Origin of the sequence: Carnobacterium gallinarum DSM 4847, from assembly GCF_000744375.1 — a bacterium.
Classification (GTDB): Bacteria; Bacillota; Bacilli; order Lactobacillales; family Carnobacteriaceae; genus Carnobacterium; species Carnobacterium gallinarum.
The window spans coordinates 918,392-939,368 of the sequence record NZ_JQLU01000005.1 but is presented as its reverse complement, the minus strand read 5'-3'; the positions used below and the strand labels follow the sequence as shown (position 1 = coordinate 939,368).

General features: G+C 30.9%; 18 protein-coding genes. 15 read left to right on the top strand and 3 right to left on the bottom strand.

The genetic code is table 11. From position 1 onward, the window contains the following. Positions 1 to 54: 54 nt before the first annotated feature. Both BR43_RS09170 and BR43_RS09165 read right to left on the bottom strand, forming a co-directional pair. Positions 55 to 1,071: an Abi family protein gene (locus BR43_RS09170; protein WP_034561398.1), complete on the bottom strand. Its 1,017-nt coding sequence runs from the start codon at positions 1,069 to 1,071 to the stop codon at positions 55 to 57. Between the two features lie 272 nt (positions 1,072 to 1,343). Next, positions 1,344 to 2,324 carry a LacI family DNA-binding transcriptional regulator gene (locus BR43_RS09165; RefSeq protein ID WP_034561393.1) on the bottom strand — a complete coding sequence of 327 codons (981 nt, stop codon included), beginning with the start codon at positions 2,322 to 2,324 and terminating at the stop codon, positions 1,344 to 1,346. A gap of 499 nt (positions 2,325 to 2,823) precedes the next feature. Here BR43_RS09165 and BR43_RS09160 point away from each other — a divergent pair, with 499 nt between their 5' ends. The 7 genes from BR43_RS09160 (at position 2,824) to BR43_RS19890 (ending at position 9,914) form a co-directional block, all read left to right on the top strand. Next, positions 2,824 to 3,954 (top strand): glycoside hydrolase family 88 protein, encoded by a 1,131-nt coding sequence (locus BR43_RS09160; protein ID WP_245617848.1) that lies wholly within the window; start codon positions 2,824 to 2,826, stop codon positions 3,952 to 3,954. A gap of 24 nt (positions 3,955 to 3,978) precedes the next feature. Continuing rightward, positions 3,979 to 5,310 (top strand): ABC transporter substrate-binding protein, encoded by a 1,332-nt coding sequence (locus BR43_RS09155; RefSeq protein WP_034561388.1) that lies wholly within the window; start codon positions 3,979 to 3,981, stop codon positions 5,308 to 5,310. A gap of 68 nt (positions 5,311 to 5,378) precedes the next feature. Beyond that, positions 5,379 to 6,242 carry a carbohydrate ABC transporter permease gene (locus BR43_RS09150; RefSeq protein WP_034561386.1) on the top strand — a complete coding sequence of 288 codons (864 nt, stop codon included), beginning with the start codon at positions 5,379 to 5,381 and terminating at the stop codon, positions 6,240 to 6,242. Beyond that, positions 6,235 to 7,065, top strand: a complete 831-nt coding sequence (locus BR43_RS09145; RefSeq protein WP_034561384.1) for a carbohydrate ABC transporter permease — start codon at positions 6,235 to 6,237, stop codon at positions 7,063 to 7,065. The genes BR43_RS09150 and BR43_RS09145 overlap by 8 nt, the downstream gene beginning before the upstream one ends. Positions 7,066 to 7,269: 204 nt before the next feature. Beyond that, positions 7,270 to 8,334, top strand: a complete 1,065-nt coding sequence (locus tag BR43_RS09140) for a DUF5105 domain-containing protein (RefSeq protein ID WP_034561382.1) — start codon at positions 7,270 to 7,272, stop codon at positions 8,332 to 8,334. A 73-nt stretch (positions 8,335 to 8,407) separates the two neighbouring features. Further along, positions 8,408 to 9,514 (top strand): TcaA second domain-containing protein, encoded by a 1,107-nt coding sequence (locus tag BR43_RS09135; RefSeq protein ID WP_245617847.1) that lies wholly within the window; start codon positions 8,408 to 8,410, stop codon positions 9,512 to 9,514. Between the two features lie 223 nt (positions 9,515 to 9,737). Next, positions 9,738 to 9,914, top strand: coding sequence for a hypothetical protein (locus BR43_RS19890; RefSeq protein ID WP_157463980.1), 177 nt, complete (start codon positions 9,738 to 9,740; stop codon positions 9,912 to 9,914). Between the two features lie 154 nt (positions 9,915 to 10,068). On the opposite strand, the gene BR43_RS09130 is transcribed toward BR43_RS19890, so the two are convergent. Continuing rightward, positions 10,069 to 10,260: a hypothetical protein gene (locus tag BR43_RS09130; RefSeq protein WP_034561380.1), complete on the bottom strand. Its 192-nt coding sequence runs from the start codon at positions 10,258 to 10,260 to the stop codon at positions 10,069 to 10,071. A 214-nt stretch (positions 10,261 to 10,474) separates the two neighbouring features. Between BR43_RS09130 and BR43_RS09125 the strand changes: the two genes are divergently transcribed. From BR43_RS09125 to BR43_RS09090, 8 genes are all read left to right on the top strand, one after another. Then, positions 10,475 to 11,755, top strand: coding sequence for a hypothetical protein (locus BR43_RS09125; protein ID WP_034561378.1), 1,281 nt, complete (start codon positions 10,475 to 10,477; stop codon positions 11,753 to 11,755). Positions 11,756 to 11,765: 10 nt separating this feature from the next. Continuing rightward, complete coding sequence (locus BR43_RS09120) at positions 11,766 to 12,647, top strand: ABC transporter ATP-binding protein (protein ID WP_034561376.1); 882 nt, start codon at positions 11,766 to 11,768, stop codon at positions 12,645 to 12,647. Positions 12,648 to 12,649: 2 nt separating this feature from the next. Continuing rightward, complete coding sequence (locus BR43_RS09115) at positions 12,650 to 13,762, top strand: ABC transporter permease subunit (RefSeq protein WP_034561374.1); 1,113 nt, start codon at positions 12,650 to 12,652, stop codon at positions 13,760 to 13,762. Positions 13,763 to 13,767: 5 nt separating this feature from the next. Then, complete coding sequence (locus tag BR43_RS09110) at positions 13,768 to 15,843, top strand: ATP-binding cassette domain-containing protein (RefSeq protein WP_034561372.1); 2,076 nt, start codon at positions 13,768 to 13,770, stop codon at positions 15,841 to 15,843. Beyond that, positions 15,830 to 16,276, top strand: coding sequence for a thioredoxin family protein (locus BR43_RS09105; protein ID WP_034561370.1), 447 nt, complete (start codon positions 15,830 to 15,832; stop codon positions 16,274 to 16,276). The genes BR43_RS09110 and BR43_RS09105 overlap by 14 nt, the downstream gene beginning before the upstream one ends. A 29-nt stretch (positions 16,277 to 16,305) precedes the next feature. Then, positions 16,306 to 16,791, top strand: coding sequence for a thioredoxin family protein (locus BR43_RS09100; RefSeq protein ID WP_034561368.1), 486 nt, complete (start codon positions 16,306 to 16,308; stop codon positions 16,789 to 16,791). Between the two features lie 149 nt (positions 16,792 to 16,940). After that, complete coding sequence (locus BR43_RS09095) at positions 16,941 to 18,614, top strand: membrane protein (protein WP_034561366.1); 1,674 nt, start codon at positions 16,941 to 16,943, stop codon at positions 18,612 to 18,614. A gap of 280 nt (positions 18,615 to 18,894) precedes the next feature. Beyond that, positions 18,895 to 20,973 carry a BglG family transcription antiterminator gene (locus BR43_RS09090; protein ID WP_034561364.1) on the top strand — a complete coding sequence of 693 codons (2,079 nt, stop codon included), beginning with the start codon at positions 18,895 to 18,897 and terminating at the stop codon, positions 20,971 to 20,973. Positions 20,974 to 20,977 lie beyond the last annotated feature (4 nt).

Genomic DNA, 20,977 nt, shown 5'->3' with positions numbered 1-20,977 from the left:
TCATGTCTATAAATTCAATGAGTTCTGCTTTTTTAGATAAAATTACAATTTAAGCTAGTGAAAGTTTTCAAAATAGAGCATGTCATACCAGTTTATTGGAAACCCCATTTTATCAAGTCGGATGATAGTTTCCTTCTCTGAAATTTCATCTCGTAGTTGTTTTATAAAGTTATTCCACTTTTCGTGATCTGTATAAATACTGTAAGCAAGTATATTTTTTATTGCAAGTAGCCTAGCAAACAATGTTTCATTTTGATTCTTTTTAACTTCAGCTTTTCTTAGGTCATTTAATAAGTATTTTGGCGGTGCAAAGGTGAAATATCTACCATATATTCTAGAATAATGAGCACAGGTATTTCTCATATACCTACAAGAGTTAAACCAAGTAATCAAATGTTTGCTTTCTTGCTTGCTAAAAGCTCTAAAAAGCCAGCCTGTACGGTATTCTTTTGTCAAAGCTTCAAAAAAGGTACATAGTTCTCCAAAAGTTAGCTCTTCAACTAAAACCCAGAACGGTATATGTCCATTTTTATTCGTTAGATGATGTAAAATAGATTCAGATTTACTGTTATTCACTCTTTCAAAAATTGTAGATAATACTTTTGAACCAAAATTTTTACTTTGATAGATAGATAAATCTAAGTAAAAGTCAGCTTTGTTAAAGTCGCCAGTGTATGCGGTACACAATTCAGTAGTTAACGTTGCTCGCACCATTAGTTCCACTATACCAGTAAATTTGTTGATATTTTCTCTCAAGAAAGTATCAAAATCATATAATTTTAAACAATCAGAGAAAGTATGTTGTTTATGAGGTTCTCTAGGAAGGTGCTTTCTGTATACAGAGAAATTATAATAGTTAGTATATGTAAAAAAATGAAGAGCAATTTCTTTTTCTTGTTCAGTAAAAGTTAATGGATTCCATTCAACTTGTTCTAAATGAGTAATTAGTTCTGGGACAGATTTATATGGTTTAATAGTTCTAGCATCTTCACATTTATGTAGTCTTTTTAAAGTATGTTTTATTGAATAGATAAATTTAATTTTGTCCGTAAGAAATAAATGATTATCCAATAGCTTTTCACCTGCCTATTATTGTTAAAATTAGCTAAAAAAAAAGCCCCTACCTGGGTCCGCTAGACTAATGTCCGGAAGCGTGGTAAGTACCTATGAATAAATTATAAAGAATACGTAAAAAAAAGTCAACTGTTTTTTTTATAGATTTAAATGAACTACAACAGTGGGGATAGATATCTGTGAGTGAACATTGGATACCTATCTCTTGATTTTTCTATTGTAGAAGATGATAAAAAAATTGTTGATTCAAGACAAATTTTTATAGAAAACTATTTTCTTAAGCGAACAGAATCACGTAAGGTTAACTTTGGCTTCACTTTATTGACTTTCTCTTGTGGAGTTCCCTTTTTTAAATCAAGGTAGGCTTGGACAACAGCCTGAGCCCATGCGTGTTTATCAATATGAATCGTCGTTAATTTTGGTGAAATAATATTAGATAAATAACTATCATCAAATCCAGCAATGCTAATATCTTTTCCGACAGTTAAGCCTAAATCTGCTGCTGCATGATAGATTCCTAGTGCCATATCATCATTTAAACAAATAAATGCATCATGTTTTTGCTCTTTTAGGATCGTTAAACCAAGTTCGTAAGCTATCTCAGAATTAAATTCTCCTTGATAGACTCGTTCTTGAAAATCACTTTTTTGAAACATTTTATGATAATAGAATTCAGCTGCTTTCACCCGCTGTCCATTGTTGTAAGAACGCTCTTCTCCGACAATAAAACAAAGATTTCGATGATAAGACTCTTTAAATAAATCCAGCAAATATTTCATTCCTAATTCATTATCAATGACTACATTTGCAATATTCTCATGCTGAACTTCATTTGATAGCAAAACTAATGGTTTGGTGCTAGCTAAATCTAATAAAGTCGGTGTAGGGACAGCAAAGTTTAAAATAATTCCACCATCAACGGTGTTGGTTTTGACAATATCGGGAATTGATCCACTTGTAGCAAGCAGATCATAGCCATATTCTTTAAAGATTAGTTGGATTTCTTGTAAAACATTCCCATTAAAATTCCCTTGGTAAGTATTCAATAAAGCATAGATTAAGTTGGAATTATTTGTTCGTAAATTTTGTGCGGATAGATTAGGGACATAGTTCAGTTCTTTTGCAATTTTTTTGATCTTAGCACGAGTCATTTCGCTGACTTGCGGGCTATCACTTAAAGCGTAAGAAACAGTCGCAATGGAAACTTGTGCGGTTTCAGCAAGCTGTTTTAGAGTTATTTTATTTTTCATAGTGAAGCCTGCCTTTCTAATTAGAATAGTTACTTTATTGTATCAAACTGAAACGATTAAGTAAAGAAGATAAAAACCTGATGCTTACTGTCTTTTACGAGAATAAACGAGCTTCAAAATCAATCATTTATCCAGATAGTCAAGTATAGTGTAAATCTTTTGAAAAAAAAATTTATAATATCGCTCAATCATTGTATGATATCACCAACTTTAAAAGGAGATTTGTTATATACCACAGCAGCTGGTCCTAATTTGCAGATGACAGTTATTTTAATCGTTTTCTCAAGAAATGGTACTAACTAATACTAGGAGATTATCGTAAAATAGATCAAATAGTATTCTTTTAAATGCAACTTAAGCGTTTAAGTTTTTTTGAAATAAAACGTTGACAAGCAAAAAAAAATTCGGTATATTAGGTTTTGTAAGCGGTAATAAAACGTATAATGATTTTTTTTAACGTTTTTACTGAAACGTTTAAGTTTCGATTAGGAGGATTATTTTGAAAAAAGATGTGCATTGGATCGACGCAAAACTAGTATTTATACAAACTAAAATAAAGGAGAATATTAAAGTACATGGAAATTTATTTCCAGAGCCAGCATCGGTTCATTTAAATTATAAATTTGGTGAAAATGTTAGTTGGACGCCATCTTTTTGGACAGGAATGATGTGGTTATCTTATGAATTAACGGGCGAAGCGATTTATCGGCAAGTGATTGAGGCTCATTTAGAGAGTTTTAATCAACGACTAAAATTGGATATTGAGATGGATAATCATGATATTGGTTTTTATTTTTCATTAAGCCATATCCCTGAATATCGTTTAAATCATGCTAGTGACAGTCGTAAGATTATTGTGGCAGCAGCAGATAAATTAGTGGTTCGTTATCTGGATGTTGCGGGAATTATTCAAGCTTGGGGTGATCCAGATGATTCTGAAAATCGAGGCAGAATTATTATTGATTGTAATATGAATTTGTGTTTATTGTATGAAGCTTATCAAATTACTGGGGATCGTTCTTATTACGATAAAGCCTATGCTCATATTAAGAATGCTCAAAAGTATTTGGTGAGAGAAGATAATTCAACTCATCATACGTATTATTTTGATAGCGAGACAGGAGAACCTTTACGTGGAACAACGGCTCAAGGATATTCAGATTCATCTTGTTGGTCGAGAGGGCAAGCGTGGGCAGTTTATGGTTTTGCTTTAAATTATTTATATACAGATGATGAAAGTTTGTTGGAGACGGCTTTAGCAAATGCAGATTATTTTTTACGTTATTTGCCAGAGGATGATGTACCTTACTGGGATTTATATTTTACTTCTGGTGATGAATATCGGGATACGTCGGCGGGGTCAATCTTAGCCTGTGGCTTATTGGAATTGGCCAAACATTTGCCAATCACAGATGAAAGACGGAGCCAATATGAAGAAACAGCTTATAGCATTGTTCGATCGTTAAGTGAACACTACACAACTGAAGGCGAAGCGGTGAACGGATTTGTTAAACATGCAGTGTATTCCATACCGAATGATTTGGGAATTGATGAATGCTGTCTTTGGGGCGATTATTATTACTATGAAGCCTTAGTTCGATTAAGAAAAGTTTGGAAACCATACTGGTAATTTGATTTTTAAGGAGGAAGGAAAATGAAAAAAAGTTTAATTGCAATGAGTTTGTTGACAATGAGTTTAGTTGTTTTTTCAGCTTGTGGAAAAAGTGAAAGTAGCGCAAATGGAGCTAAGTCTGTTGACTATCAAACGGCCGAACGAGTGAAAGACGGCGAGCTAAAGGTGTACGCACCAAAAGGCAAAAATACAGAGTGGCTTGAAAGTACGCTTGAACGTTACAACAAAGAATACGATACAAAATTAACCTTAAAGACAACCGATGTCGCACCACCAGCAATTACCCAAAAATTAACGCCACTTTTAGTTGGCAACGAAATCCTACCTGAGTTAGTCATAGTGCAAGATAGCGATATCACAGGAGTGTTAGATAAATTTCCAGATTCATTTATGAATTTAACAAAAGCAAAATTTGAAGATAAATATGGAAAGACTATCATTTCATCTAAGTTAAATGGGTTAAAAGAAACAGCACCTAATAAAGATTTGTTTGGAATCCCACAAGATTTAGGCATGGTCATGATGTTTTATCGTGAAGATTTATTTAAAGAAGCTGGTGTAGACATTGCTACCGTGAAAGATTGGGATCAATTAATTGACGCTGGTAAAAAAATCAAAGAAAAAACGGGAGTCGATTTAGTGGCCTTAGATGCAAATGGTGAAAATAGTTTGATTTCACATATTATGCAGCAACAAGATAAACCCTTAATTGATAAGGATGGTAACCTTAATTTAGCGACAAAAGAAGCAAAAAATGCAATCAAAATTGTTGATAAAATGATTGATGCTAAAATTGTGTCTTACTATTCAAGTGATAAAGATCGCTACCCAACCTTCCAAAAGGCAGCTGTAATTATTGAAGGAACTTGGCTAGCGGGAAATATGGCGAATAACTATCCAGATGATAAAGATAAATGGAAAGTTAGCCAGATTGTTGATTATTCTGCAGATGAACAAGGATTGAATCCAGTCAGTGGTGGATCAGCTTGGTATATTGGTGAAAATGCTAAAAATAAAACGGCAGCAGCACAATTTATGGACTTTGCTATCTCAGATGAAGCGACTCAAAATGATATTATTGCTCGGGGGAGTGCTTCAGCAGTGACAAAAGCGTATGAAGGCGAGGCTGCAAACACAGGCTTTGATTTTTATGGCGGTCAAAAAATTTATGAACCGATTCTTGAAGCTGGGAATAATGCAGTTAGCTTAGCTTATTATCCTTATGCAGGAGATGCAGTAAACTATTTAAAAATGGCTGTTTATGATTATTGGAATGGTGCAAAATTAGAGGATTCCCTAGCGAAACAAGCCGATTTAATGGCACAAAAATATTCAATTGAAGTCAATAAATAATTTAGTTAAAAAAGATAAAGGCTGATGAAGGTAAGCAAGTCAGCCTTTTTATTGAAAGGTGTGGCAAGATGAAAGCTAAATCAAAAGGTATTCCTTATTTATTTATGGTACCGTTTATGTTTTTCTTCATTATTACAGTTCTTTTACCGATTTTAATTTCTTTAGCCTTTAGCTTTATGGAAATTCGAGGCAATAGTTTTCGTTTTATAGGCGGAGCTAATTTTAGTGCTTTATTCAAGGATCCAATGTTTTTAAAATCCTATGTTAACGTCTTGATTTTAATGGTTGGAACAATCCCTTTTATTATCTTTTTTGCGCTATTTTTTGCAGTTCTGCTAAACAATCCATCTATTAAAGGAAAAGGTTTTTTTAGAACAGTCTACTATTTACCAGCAATTACTTCGCTAGTTGCAGTCGCTTCAGTTTTTATGACGTTTTTTAATCCAGTTGGGTTATTTAATTCTATTATTACGTTATTTGGCGGCGATCCAATTCCTTGGTTATCAAATCCTTTCTGGGGAAGAATGGCGATGTTTATCGTCATTATTTGGCAAAATGTAGGATATTATACAATTCTATTTTTAGGGGGATTGCAAAATATTTCCAGTGAAATCTATGAAAGTGCAGATATTGACGGTGCTTCATCAACTGTAAAATTTTTTAATATTACAGTTCCTATGTTAAAACCCGTTATTTTATTAAGTACAGTTTTAGCAACGATTAATGGTTTGAATACATTTGAAATTCCGAATATTTTATATGGAAATACCTTTGGACCAAATGGAATTGCGGTTACTGTAGGAGTGAACTTGTATAAAACAAGTTTTGAGATGATTGACTTTGGGAAAGCTTCAGCGATTGCTTGGAGTATGGTGTTAGTGTCAACGATTCTATCAGTTGTTCAATTTAAGGTGGGGAAGAAGAATGCATAAAAAAAATAGAAGAAAAAATGGAATAGTTTATCTCATGTTAGCTATTGGTGTTGTTATTTTTATTGTTCCTTATATTTACATGATGATTGCTTCAACTCAAAATAATGCCATGATTTTAAGTAATACGATTAACCTTAAGTTCGGTTCCCATTTAATGGAAAACATGAACTACTTGTTAGAAAATTATCAATATGTACGAGTGATTTTTAATAGTTTATTTGTAACAATTATAGGAACGCTCGTTTCAACGTTTGTTACGACACTAGCTGGCTACACATTAGCGAAGTATCGTTTTATGGCAAATCGCGCTTTTTTTATGGTAATTATGCTGTCACGGATGATTCCTGGATTTGCTATTTTGATTCCAACATTTATGATTTTTAGTCGGCTAGGCTTAACCAATACTTATGGTGGGATTATTTTACCAGCAGTCGCTTCAGCAAATGCAGTCTTTATTATGAAGCAATATGCGGACAGTTTTCCAATTGAGCTAATTGAAGCAGCTCGTATTGATGGTGCTGGCGAGTTTCGGATTTTTTATCAGATTGCTTTGCCCTTACTGAAACCAAATATTATTACATCAGGTTTACTCATTTTTATGGGCTACTGGAATTCTTATTTATTCCCGCTAGTAATGACTTCGGATACAGAGATGTACACCGTTCCTTTGGTCATTCGCAATATTACCCAAGCCTCACAAGACGATCTAAATTATGGAGCGATGATGGCAGTCTTGGCAACTTCTGTTATCCCCGTTTTAGCGCTCTATACATGGGTTCAAAGCAAATTCAAATCGACAGATGTAGATAAGGGAATTAAATAAAAGAAGAGAAAATTATAAGCTTAACTGGCTAAGATGTATAATTATGAAGTATCTAAGCAACTATCTGGTTTTTCATTTCATTTATTGACAGCTATCTAATAGATTAATACTAGATAACTGCAATTATAAAACGTTTGATATAATAACTGTTGTATGTTAAGGTTGATATATAATATTTTATTAAATGATTACGGGAGATGTCAAATGAAAAAAAAGAATTTGTTAGCATTAATTGTGTTGTTAGTAGTAGTAATGTCTGGTTGCGGTGGAAAAGCAATGAGTAATAAGGATAAGGAAGTTGGAACTTCTAAAAATAAAATTGCAGAAATTAGCATTGAAAATGGAACGTATGTAATTCCTTTTACTGAAGATGGTGAAGGCGGATCGGATACTTATATCGCGTTGGATGTAAAAGTTAAAAATATCGGAAAAGAACAACAGTATCTATCAACTGATAGTTTTGCATTATTTGAAAAAGGCGAAGATCAAAAAATAACACCTGACGTGGGCTATCGTACAGGGATTGAAAACTTTGATGGCGGAAAACTTTCTGCTGGAAAAAACTTAAATGGAACAATTTTGTTTAATATAGATTCAGATAAAGAATACACATTAAGTTATTCGCCTTCTTCGATTTCTGAAGACAGTAAAAATGATATTGAAGTAGCGATTGATTTAAGTAAATATGAAGGAACTAAAAAACAATTAGATGAACCAAAAAAAGCTTTAGATGCTTATATTGATGTTGTTTTATTGAATAAAGAAAATGCAGACTATGATAAATATGTTTCTACAGATAGTGATGTAGCAAAAGAAACAGTAAAAAAAGCTTTTACTAAAAATTTTAAAAATAACACAGTGTATAGTTACAAACCAACAGATGAAGAATTAACTACTTTTTTCAATAAATTCCAAGAAATAGAAGCGAAAAGAGCGACCTATAAAACTAATGTCATCGGAAATGTTGGAAAGAAAGCATTAGTTGAAATGACGATGAAAGGCCTATCTAACGAGGCAATTAATGAGATTTTTGGTGAATATAAAGACGAGTATATTGATCAGTCAGACACGTATGATTCTGAAAAATCAGAACAATATGCACTAACTAAATATACAGAAATTCTTGAAAAATCCGACCTTGGAGAGCCAAGAAATGATTTGAAAATTGTTTTAACTAAAAAAGATGATAAATGGGACGTGAGTCTGAAGTCTAATATGGATGGAACAAATGAGTATCTTTTAAGAGCCTTCATCGGAGGAGTAGAATAACGAAATAAAAAATAGCTTCTTACTACTTCAGTAGGGAGCTATTTTTTAGCAGTTGAAAATAAAGGAGTTTGAAATGATAAAATTGATTATTAAAAATAAAAAATTAGTTGCAATAGGTATTGTGGTAATTGTTGGTATAAGCGTAATATTAGGGGTTTCTTTAAATAATAAAGAAAAATTTGTTGTGCATTTGGAAAAAATGATGTACGAAAAAAATATCTCTGGATTACAAAAATCAATAGTAGTTGGCACTAAAGAACGTAAGGCAACTAAAGACGAGATAGTATCATTATATAGTTACTTAAAATCAGATGAAAAAAGTAAAGAAGTTTTTTTTGATGATTTAAAAGAACAAGCTGCAGAAAAGAAGCAGGGAGAATTAGTTACAAAAACTTTTGAGATTAGTTCTAAAGGGCGAAAATGGTTGTTTTTCCCAAATTATCAATTAAAAGTTACCCCAAACTATCTAACTGTCAGCACGGATGCAAAAAATGTAATAATAAATAATGAAAAAAATAAAACAATTCCATATAATGAACAAAAAAAACAATATGGGCCTATTTTTCCAGGAATATATGATTTTAACATAGAGCTACTATCAGATATGCCAAAAATCGAAGCGAAGCAAGAAAAAGTAATTGTTTGGAATAAGAATAAAAATCTAGAAATTTATTTAGCGAAGTCAGCTGAAAAGGATAAGCAATTTACAGAAAGTATAGCAACAGTCATTGACCTATTCTCCGATGAATATGCGGCATTTATGGGCGGTGGATTCGTAGAGGCTGAGAACAGCGTTTTGAAAGAGGTGTCTGCAGATTTAATGGAGATCCGTCCCTTGATTGAATCTCTGTATTATGAATACAAAGGAATTACAGTGAATAATGATTCAATTAAGATCAGAAAAAAAAGCAACCAATGGGAACTGACTGTAATGGTATTTTTAGATTCAAATTCATATATTGAAGCACCTTTATTTTTAGAAAATAAAATGGAGTTGGATGAGAGCAAAGTGTATGAATATCAGCTGATTTACAATGAAAATGGGAAAAAATGGGAAGTTGCTGGCCGAAGTAATGGTTTTGGAAATGTGTCTGAATGGAAAAATAGTACGACGCTATCTTCACCAAAGCCAAAAATATATAAGTGGAAGGGGAATGTGGAAGAAATAAATTCGATTTAATGTAAATAAGTCATCTAGTTAGACAAATGAGGAAGCAGAGACGGATTAACTTCCTCATCTGCTTTTTCTTTTATCAAATAAAGGTTTATCATTTGATGAATTCTGTTATTTTATTAAGTACCATTCTAGCGACGATTAATGGTTTGAATACATTTGAAATTCCGAATAGTTTATATGAAACCCCTTTGGACCAAATGGAATTGAAGTTACCGTAGGAGTGAATTTGTATAAAACTAATTTTGAGATGATTGACTTTGGGAAAGCTTCAGCGATTTCTTGGAGTATGGTGTTAGTTTCAACATTTGTCACAACACTAGCTGGCCACACATTAGTGAAGTATCATTTTATGGCAAATCGCGCTTTTTTTTATGGTGATTATGCTGTCATGGATGATTTCTGAATTTGCTATTTTGATTCCAGCATTGTTTTAGTGCTTTATACTTAGGTTCAAAGTACATTCAAGTAGATACACAGATTAAATAAAAAGAGTGCAGATAAGGAGTTTATTTCTTATCTGCATTTTAGTTTTTAGTATAAATTTAAATAGATAATATTTATGGTGCTACTGTACAAATATGAGTTACAACATAACCATTTTTTGAATTACCAGTTACATTGTGACCAATTCTGCCGCCTTTACAGCTATGAGAACAATTGAACTTGATTCCAGCAACGTAATAAATATTTCCCGAATAGGACGCACCGGCATATATTTCTTTAGTTACTTCTAAAGTAATTTTTTTCATGTTTTTCCTCCTAAATAAATTTGATAAATACACATTATATTGATAAATAATAAATATGATTTATCTTATTTCAATCGTAACATCCGTTTTATTTTGAGTCAATTTTTTTTTTTTTGGATATATTAGCAGTAAATTAATAATTTAATCACGGGTTTTTTTTTATTATTAATTATGTTATTGTTAAAAAAAGATTAATAAATGAAGGGGTGGGTTGGTGGGATATCTAAAGTTTGAAATAAAAAGAATCTGGCAAGAACAAAAAATATTTTTAGGAGTAATCTTGATTATTTTATCATTGTTCCTTTTATATTTAGTTAATCAAAATAATGCCAAAAATGAATACATAACAATTGAGAATGCTATCAAATTTACTAAAGAAGATATGGAACGGAATAAACAAGTTACAATACAAAGTATTGAAAGTATGAAAAAGGATGGCGCAGAAGTCTCTAAAGAGACTGAAAAAAAGATTCTAGCTGAGGATGAGGAAATATCTAGAGTTTATTTGACTAATTATGAGTCATTTCAGTCAAAAAACTATACAACTTATATGCAAAATGAATTAATTAATTTACAAAATTTTGATACGGAGATGTTTTTAGAAAATAATTCTTCAGTATTTACAAATAGTTCAGTAGTTTTTTCTAAGTATTTAGATGGAAAACAGTTGTTGAATAATAGTTTATTAAAAAAAAAGTTGATACCTGAATCGACTAGATATGGAACCTCAAACTATATGTTTTTAGTTTCAGCACTTCAATATATAACGTCAGTATTAGGAATCGTTATTTTTTTATTATTATTTGGAAATATTCATTTAAAAAAAATTGAAAATAAAAAAATGAGATTGAATTTCGTACAACCAATTAGCCGGACATTAATGTTATTAATAGATAGTTGCCTATTTTTATTACAATCCTTCTTTTTTCTACTAAGTTTAATCCTAATTTCTTACTTGATTGGTTATTTATTTGGAACCCATATTCCTTCAGATTATCCGCTTATTTCGTTAATTAATGGTAAAGTTCAATTAATACCGATATCAAATTATATCTTAAAAAATGCTCTGCTCTTTTTAGCGGTCTTATTTTTTTCTTTTGAATTAAGTCAATTGGCTATAATTGTTAGTAAAAATAATTTCATAGCAATAGCAGTGGTTGTAGTAGTTTTATTTGGTCTAGGTCGAACGGCACAAATTGAAAATAATACAAAAATCAACGGTTCCCAATGGAATCCATTTACTTATATTGAAAGCAGTAAGTTATTTATAGGAAAAGATAATGTACAGTTAAATCAAAATATAACGTCATCAATTAATGAAGAGAATTCTATAGAGTCAGTTTATTTTTATGAAAACCCAGCATATTATAGTGGAACAACCCTATCGACGAATAATGTTAATATTAATTTGAAAAATGGATGGATTGCCTTGTTTTGTGGCAGTATATGTCTATTATTAATTAATCGATTTATCTACCGAAAAATAACAATATAAGGAGATTTATATGATTTTAGAAATATCTGGAGTAAGTAAATTTTATAAAAATGAATTAGTTTTGGATGAGCTTGATTTTTTTATTGATAGTCCTGAAATTATTGCTTTAGTGGCACCAAATGGATCAGGCAAGTCAACGTTAATGAACATTATTTGTAATTTAGAAAAAGCCGATGCAGGAGAAATCAAAATTTTTGGACAGCCTGCAACAAAATATACGAATTTTTATCAGCTGAGTTATCTTCAAGATAATTCAGTTTTATATGACAGTCTAAGCGGTTTGGATCATTTGCAACTTATTATGGATATGCATAAGCTTTCGAGTAAGAGAATAGAAGAAGTTACAGAAGAATTAGGAATGCAAGGATATTTAAAGAAGAAAGTAAAGAATTATTCACTAGGAATGAAGCAACATTTACTTTTTGCGATGTCTATTCTGCCGAAACCTAAGCTGCTGCTTTTAGATGAGCCTTTGAATGGACTGGATCCCAGTAGTGTGGCAAAAGTCAGAACTATTTTGAAAAGAATGAACCAAGAGGATGCAACAACTGTTCTATTTTCTTCTCACAACCTTGAAGAAATTGACAAACTCACAAGTAATTGTATTTTTTTATCAGAAGGAAAAATTATTTCTGTTCAAGATATTGAAACAACACAAGGAAGTCGATATAAAATTTTTACTGATAATTTACAGTTGTTGATCAAAAAAGCTGAAATGCTTTCACTAGAGTATCAGCAATTGACTGAATATCAACTAGAGATAACTATGACAGAGGTTGAGTTCCAAAAAATAAGAGCGTTCTGTTGCGATGAGAAAAAGATAATTTTTGATGATGAACTTATTGCAACTCAATCTGAAAGTCTGTATTTTGATTTATTTGAGGAGGGATAATGATGGTCTACTTTCGATTTGAATTAAAGAAATGGGTAAAATCTTCTAAAAATCAATCAATCCTACTCGCTCTAATTATTTTTTTAATAGGAGGTTATTTTGTTGCGCAACATGAAATGAAAGTAAGAGAAGAATTAAATCGAGAAGAGTTGCGTAGTAATTATTTGAACCTATATAGTAATCATCAAGTCTTACTTCATTCTTCAGAGGGATCAGATCAATTGATTAAAGCATACTCTGAAGCAATTGATAATTTAGATGAATATGCACGGAAATTGAGTAGGAAAGATTGGAAAAAAAGTCTGAATTACCATATTGATTATTTGCTAGCTTTAGAAAAAATTCAGATTTTGGGAGGAGAACTACCTTCTTTAAAAGAAGAAATAAAACTTACTCTGGCAAAGGATCAGTATTTTTTGGAGAAAAATATTGAACCTATTGATGAACTTTTTGGTACATATGGTTGGTATTATATAATCACGGTATTAAGAATTTTTTTTTCTTATGGTGGTACGATATTAATCTGTCTTTTATTTTTTGATTTGTATGTTAAAGAAGTTGAAGAAAATACAATTTTATTATTAAACACACTACCTCTAGATCGTAAGAAAATAGGAATAACTAAATTAAAGATGTCTTTGATCAATTCATTGATTATTACAAGTGTCACTTTGTTCATTAGTTTTTTTATTGGAAGTATCTTTTCTGGAAAGACAGGTTCATTGGTTTATCCAATAGTTATTCAATATACAGACAATAAATTTAATATTTTGCTTTTGTATCAGTATATAATTATTGCATTCTTGTTATTTAACTGTTTTCTTTTCTTTATGTTATCTTGTATTTACGGACTTTCATTTGTTGTGAAAAACTCTATGACTATGTTATATATTTGTCTTGGATTATCTACTTTGCCTTCATTATTTTTAAACGAGCTATTAGGTCAATTTAGTTTAGTTAGATTGTTGCCATTTTACTATGAAGAGATAGGTAAAAGAATAGTAGATAATGTTTCAAATAATCAAATGAAAAGATTTATTTTGGAAGGATTTCTTATGTTTTTAATCATTACAATGATAGCGATAGTAGCTAAAAAGAATAAAAGACAGGAGTAAAAAATATGAAATATAAACACAATATGCAAAATCTGCAAAGTGATTGTGGAATAGCTGTGACTAAAACTATGCTAGAACAAGTTGGCTTGAAAGTCTCAGATACTGTATTTAATCTACAACTGGTAGAAAATAAAGGACTATCAATTAATGATATTATAGAAGTATTTTTAAAATATGAAATAGAATCCAATTGCTACAGAGTAGATAGTATAGAAGAGATAAAAAAATTAGATCATTCATTTATCGTTGTGTGTGATAGGTATGGATTAACACATTATATAGTTATACATTCTTATGATCGTAATAAGCTGGAATTTCTTATTTCTGATCCTTCAAAGCCTGATATTGAAAGTATTGATGAAAAAGAATTAGAAGATATATTTTTAGGTTATTTGATAAAATTTGAAAATTCTGGTAAAAAAATTAAAAATACACAGAGTGTTAAGAAAAATAAATCTGGATCAGAGTTACTTTATAAATCTATATTGGGGAATTTAAATTTCAACGTAAAAGTAGAGTTGTTTTTTATTACATTATTTAAATATCTTTTACCAATAATGTTTTATCAAATTTTACAAAATGTATTAACTGATAATTTCGCCCATGTGCACTTATCCACTACAATTCTTTACTTAGCTTTTTATATTCCGTTCTTTATTGGGATGTACTTATTAAGTATTCGAAATACTCAAATAAAATTGAAAATCGAAAATTTATTACAAAAAAAAGTAATTGAGATATTTTATAAATCGAATATGAATCATAATGAATCGAAGAAGAATATGAATAACATTATTGGATACTTGGTCACTTTAATGGGAAACTCAAGTGGATTAGCAATAAAGTTCTTTTTAAAAATTGATTGTATATATGCAATTTTTCTAATTTTATTATTGGCGAAGATCCATATAACTTTTCCACTTATATTTGCAGGTGTATTATTGCTATATATTGTTTATATTCGAGTAAATTTAAAAAAAATAGCCAATTACGAAAAATATAGTGTAGCATCAAATAATAATTTTTTATCAACTTTTGAAGAGCATATTATGGGATCGATGGATATTAAACTTTTTTCAAAAAGCAAGGCCGCTAAAAACTATTTAGATGATAAAATCGAGATGTTTTTTAAAGCTAGGTATTTAGAAGAAATCCTACAAAATAAAATAAACATAGCTTCCAATATATCAACATTTACAATATTGGTTTTAATTTTATTAGTTACATTTGTATCCTTTACATTTTTTGAAAACCCATTATATCCGCTAACATCAGGTATGTATGTATTTTTTGTAATTATTAATATCTTAGAAGGAATTGTAAATAATTATTTAGCATATAAAATGTCATCAATCTCAGCAGGATATATTGAAACAATAAAGGCTATCTCATTGGGAGAAGAGTTGCATGAAGATAGATTCATTCAAATTGATAATTTTAGTACGTTAGTTTTAGAAAACATCAGTTTTCAATATGATTATTCAGAAAGCATTATTAAAAAACTTGATTTAACTTTATCTTGTGGAGAGATTATTGCCATAAAAGGAAACAATGGAATGGGGAAAACGACACTTACAAAAATAATTTCAGGGCTATTATCACCAAATCAAGGAAGTATATATTTGAGTGCTAAAGGTTATCCTACTTTATCAAATACGGATATTTTGAAATATATTAGCTTTTATTCACCAGAAGAACACATTTTTTATGGTAGTGTGAAAGAGAATGTAAATATGACTTTATTTGAACATGAAAGCAAAAAAAACTATCAATCAATTTTTGACTATCATTTACAGTCAGATGAATTGTTGTTTTCACAAGGAACTAATATTTCTCAAGGGCAAAAGCAAAAAGTACTTTTAGATAGGTGTATGAGTAAAAGGGAAAGTACGTTGTTTATTTTAGATGAACCATCTGGTAATCTGGATAACCATTCTAGAATAGATTTGATCAAACACATATTAAAGTTGAAAGAACAAAACAAGATGGTGCTTTTGATCACTCATGAAAGTTCATTACTAGAAATATGTGATCAAGTTTTTACTATGAAAGATGGTGTTATCACTCATGAGCAAAGTTAAATTATTTTTTATGTACTTATTAGCATTAATTTGTATTGTTAGTTTTTATCTTTTGAGTAATGAAGAATTGGTTCATAATCATGATAGCGATTTGGTAAAATCAGAATCTATTAATTTTTTAGAAATAGATGTTGTTGAATTTGAAGAAAAAATGGCTAAAAAAGAAACTTTTTTAGTATTATTAGGCAATGAAGATTGTGATGGTTGTATGGAGTATGCACCAATTTTAGAAAAAGAAGTAAAAGAAAAAGATTTGATGAATCGAGTTTTTCATATTGTGGTTCCTTCTGATAAAAATAAAAAAATGATTTCCTATTATGGAATATCAGTAACACCAACAACCTTGATTATAAAAAATGGTAAAATTATCAAACGGGTAGAAGGAGTACAACTTGAAGAGGATGTTCAGAAATTATTAGAACAAATAGGTTAAAGGTTTATTAGTATTTAGGGGTGAATTTTATGAAGAAGCTAGGTCTATTGTTATTATTCAGTTTTATGTTATTAAATATTGTGACGGGTATTATGTATTTTGATGTTGATAAAAAATTAAAAGAAAATTTAACTGAAGAAAAAGAAAGTTATCCAGATATTTATAATGTGCTAAATTCAATAACTGTAGATAATTTTGAAAAAAATATATCAAATATGGGAACAAGTTTAGTTTATATAGGAAGACCAACTTGTGGAGATTGTACAATTTTTGAACCTGAATTGATTAAGTATATAAAGGGGAATAGCTTAAATCAAAAAATAGTTTATTTAAATGTAGCAAAATTATATGAGAATAAACCTGCATGGGAAAATTTTAAATCATTATATGATATTCAATATACACCAACAATTGCTAGATATAGTAATGGAAAATTAGTATCTAAGATTGAGTGGACGCCAGAAAGAGGTATAAGTGTTGTACAAGTAGCAGACTGGTTCGATGAGAACCAGTAAAGTAGTGAATAAATAGACGCAAAAAATACATCTACTTTTTGCACGTTCTTTTATCAAATGCATATTATTTTACTAATCTTAGATTTTGCTTCATAATAAAAAATAAGTATTTGTTATTTAATTATAAAGTAAAGTTGAGGTGCTGCTGAATGATTCGGAAAATTGACTATCAGCTAAGGAGGCATCCTGAACTATTTATAGGACTTAGCTTCCTTTTATTTAGTATTTTAGTGATTGCCCCAGTTTATCTAAATAAAGGTCAGATTTTGACGGGAGATGACTATCGCTTCCATCAAAATCGAATTGAAGGATTGGCCCAATCAATTCAAAATGGAATTTGGTTTCCTAAGGTGAATTATTTTTTTATTGGTGGCTATGGCTATGCTTCTAGCTTGTTTTACTCAGATTTTTATTTATATATTCCAGCGTTATTAAGAGTAGCTGGTCTCCCCTTAGCAACAGCCTATATTGTATTTACCGTTTTGCTTAATCTAGCCACATTTGTCGTGACGTATATATCTGGAAAAATCATGGGCTTTTCAATGAAAAATAGCTACTTGTTTTCATTATTATATACACTATCAATTTATCGGTTGCAAGATTTAATTAGCCGACAAGCAATTGGTGAAGTGTTAGCAATGACGTTCTTTCCACTTGTGCTAGCCAGTTTATATGAATTGAAAAATAAATCAGAACCTCGTTGGTGGTTGCTGACTATAGGTATGACAGGAATCGGATTGGCACACATTATTTCAGTTGAAATGATGGCTGTCTTTATTTTGTTATTTAGCATTTTAAATGCTAAAACATTCTTTACTAAAAAGGTTATTTTGGCTGTAATAAAAGCTGGAACATTAACGGTTTTGCTATTGCTATTCTTCCTGCTCCCTATTTTAGAACAATTTTTGCATACGAAATTCCAAGTGACGACAAATCCATTAGTTCGGATTTCTACAAGAGGATTAGATATAATTGATTTAATAAGAAATAGTTCAGTTAATGCAATTTTTCATGCAAAATCAGGTAATATTGGTGTTATTTTATTAGTTGCTTTAATTAGTTATGCTATTATTTTGGTGATAAAAAAAGGCAAAATTAAAAATCGAGATAGTATCTTGTTAGCGGTATTTTTCTTTATTCTCACAACGACTATTTTTCCTTGGGGATTTTTTGATCAAACTGTAATCAATACTATCCAGTTTCCATGGCGTTTTTTGTCATTTATCACATTGTTAGTGACGTATTTAATTGCGGACGATCAATTTGCTATTTTCCAGAAAAAGCCCGTCAGTTATTATTTATTAATTGCACTTACGCTTTTATCTGCATTAGCTTATGGAACAAGAGGGTTTGTGACAGAAAAGCAACGTGTGATCAGTTATCAAAACTACAATCAGCCAAATAGTTATTTTATTGGGGCAGGGCGTGAATATTTACCAGATGAAACAAACTATAGAGAACTGCGGAAAGCTAAGGAGCGTCCTTTAATTTATGATGCGGAGCGAGTTCAGATAAACAATCAGCAATCAGAATTTTCAAGCTACTCCTTTGATTATCAAGTCAAGGACACGGAGACAACTACGGTAATCATTCCTTTTATTTATTATTATGGTTATCAAGCCAAGGTTGCAAACACGAATGAGTTGCTTAAAGTAAATCGTGATCCTAATACTGGCTTAGTTTCGGTGGATTTAAAAGGTAAAGGTCAAGTGACAGTTAGCTATCAGGAGACAACTTTACAAAAACTTTCCATCGGTATCTCGTTTTTAACCTTTATCAGTTGTGTCTGGGTGGTAGTGAAACGACGAATAAATAAAGGGTGAAAATAAGTTAGACTCAACTATTAAGGTTCGTTTAATGGAAAATACAATCTGTTGAACAGAGAATGGTTTATATAGAAATGTTTCTATTTTTTTATGAATGTTGAAATTTTTATCAATCAAGCAGCTAAGAAGAATTTTTCTTAGCTGCTTTTTTGTTATGATAAAATCAGGAATGTTTTTTGGTTGCGTTTACATTTCTGCATTATTATTTGGCAATAATGTCTACTAACAAGGCAATGAATAGGACAGTATAATGAAATCAGACAAGGAGATAGCGGCTATGAAAGATAGAACCTTACAAATTTTAATGCGTTTTATGATGGCAAATTATCCACTGGCACTCAATGAACTCAGTGAAGAATTTCAAGTGAGTTGTCGAACACTTAGAAATAATATTAAGGAGATTAATGAATTTTTAGCAGGTCAACAACTACCAACTATTAAGACGATTCGGAACAGAGGCATGTTTTTAACTCTTGATTCTTATGAAAGGTGTACGTTATCTAATTTTTTTAAAGAGCAAAATGAATCCGTTTACTTATCACGAGAGGAAAGAATTTTTGATTTGATTTTAGCTTTTTCTTTAGATGAAAAACCAATTTTTATTTATCAAAAAGAAGCAGAATACCAAATTTCTAAAAGTACTATGGATGAGGATATGCGGCGCGTTAGACGGACCTTATGGGAATATGGGATTGAGGTTTTAAGTATTCCAAAGGAAGGAATTATCTTAAGAGGAGTAGAGCGAACAATTCGGACGATGATATATGACATCATCAATAAATCAATCGACGTGCTTAATTATTTAGATTTAGGTGATGAAGGAATGACTAATTTTGACAAAAGTTTATTTCGTTATATTCCAAAGGAAGCTCTCCGAAGAATTGATGGATTTTATACTCAGTCAATTTCACCGTATGAAGATTTGTATCGCAATCATTTAGTCCTGTTCACTGCTGTTTGGTTAAGTCGTTTTTTGCGACAAGACTTGATTGCTCACTCTTCGTGGGACAGTATCGATACACCACAAAATGAGATTCGGTTATTTATTAATGCCCTTTGTGAGGATTTTGGATTTGTGCCACCTGTTATGGAATTAAAGTATATCGTTTTTACGTTAGAAACCTTTAACACTAGAAGTATGAGCAATTCAATTGAATGGGTTCAGGCGCAACTATTGTCAATCCAGCTGATTCAAGCTGTGGAAGAAGAAACTAAGATTCCTTTTTCTAGAAAGGAAGAAAGCTTACATGAAGGTCTTTATAAGCACATGGTAGGGTTGATTAATCGAGTGAAAAGTGATATTCAGATTTTTAATCCGTTAAAAGAGACCATTAAGTTGAATTATGGAACTATTTATCAAGCGATTGAGAAATTTGCACCAACTATTGAACGCATATCAAAGAAAAAACTAATTGAAGATGAGATTGCTTTTTTAACCATTCATTTTTCGATATCTGTTAGTGCAATTAACCAAGAGTTTAAGCATGTATATAAAGCAGTTGTTGTTTGCAATCATGGATTAGCGACAGGGAAGCTATTGGCGGAGAATTTAAAGGAATTATTTGCTATTGATGTTAGTGCTGTTTTGAGTTCAGGTGAGATAGATAGGATAACAAAATTGGATGTCGATGTTGTTTTTTCAACCTTAAATCTGAAGTATCAGGAAAAGCCAGTTTTAGTTTTAGATCCGATTATTAAAGATAGTGCACAAAAAAATATTCAAGATTTTTTAATGCAGCATACCCAATTAAAGCGATTAGTGAACCAAACAAATGATTCTACAGATTTTTTTCACACCGTATTAACCTTGATTCAAGAAAACGGGGGTGAAGTAACAGGGGCTATGTATCAATCATTAGAGAATTTATTTGATAAAAATCACTTGAAAATAAACAAAAAGGAGTTACAACCAATGTTGAAGGATGTCTTAAAGGATAGTGATATCTTGTTGTTAGAAGAGTGTCAGAACTGGGAGGAAGCGATTCAACGCGTTTCTATCCCGTTGTTGCAAGAGAAGGTGATTACGGAGTCTTATGTAAAAGCAATGATAGCATCTGTTCAAGAATTTGGTCCATATATTGTCATTGGCAAACATCTAGCGCTAGCACATGCAAGACCAGAGGATGGCGTCAATCAATTAGGAATTAGTGTAGCAACGTTTCGAGAGCCGATTGTTTTTGGACATGAAGAAAATGATCCCGTCAAAATTATTTTTTGTTTGGCAGCAACGGATTCTTATTCTCATCTAAATATTATGAAAAGCTTAATTGAGTTGATTCATGATGAAGCGAAGGTGGAAAGGTTGATTAGTTGTAAAGATGTTGAAGCGTTTAAAGAAATTTTATATGGAATCTAATTAA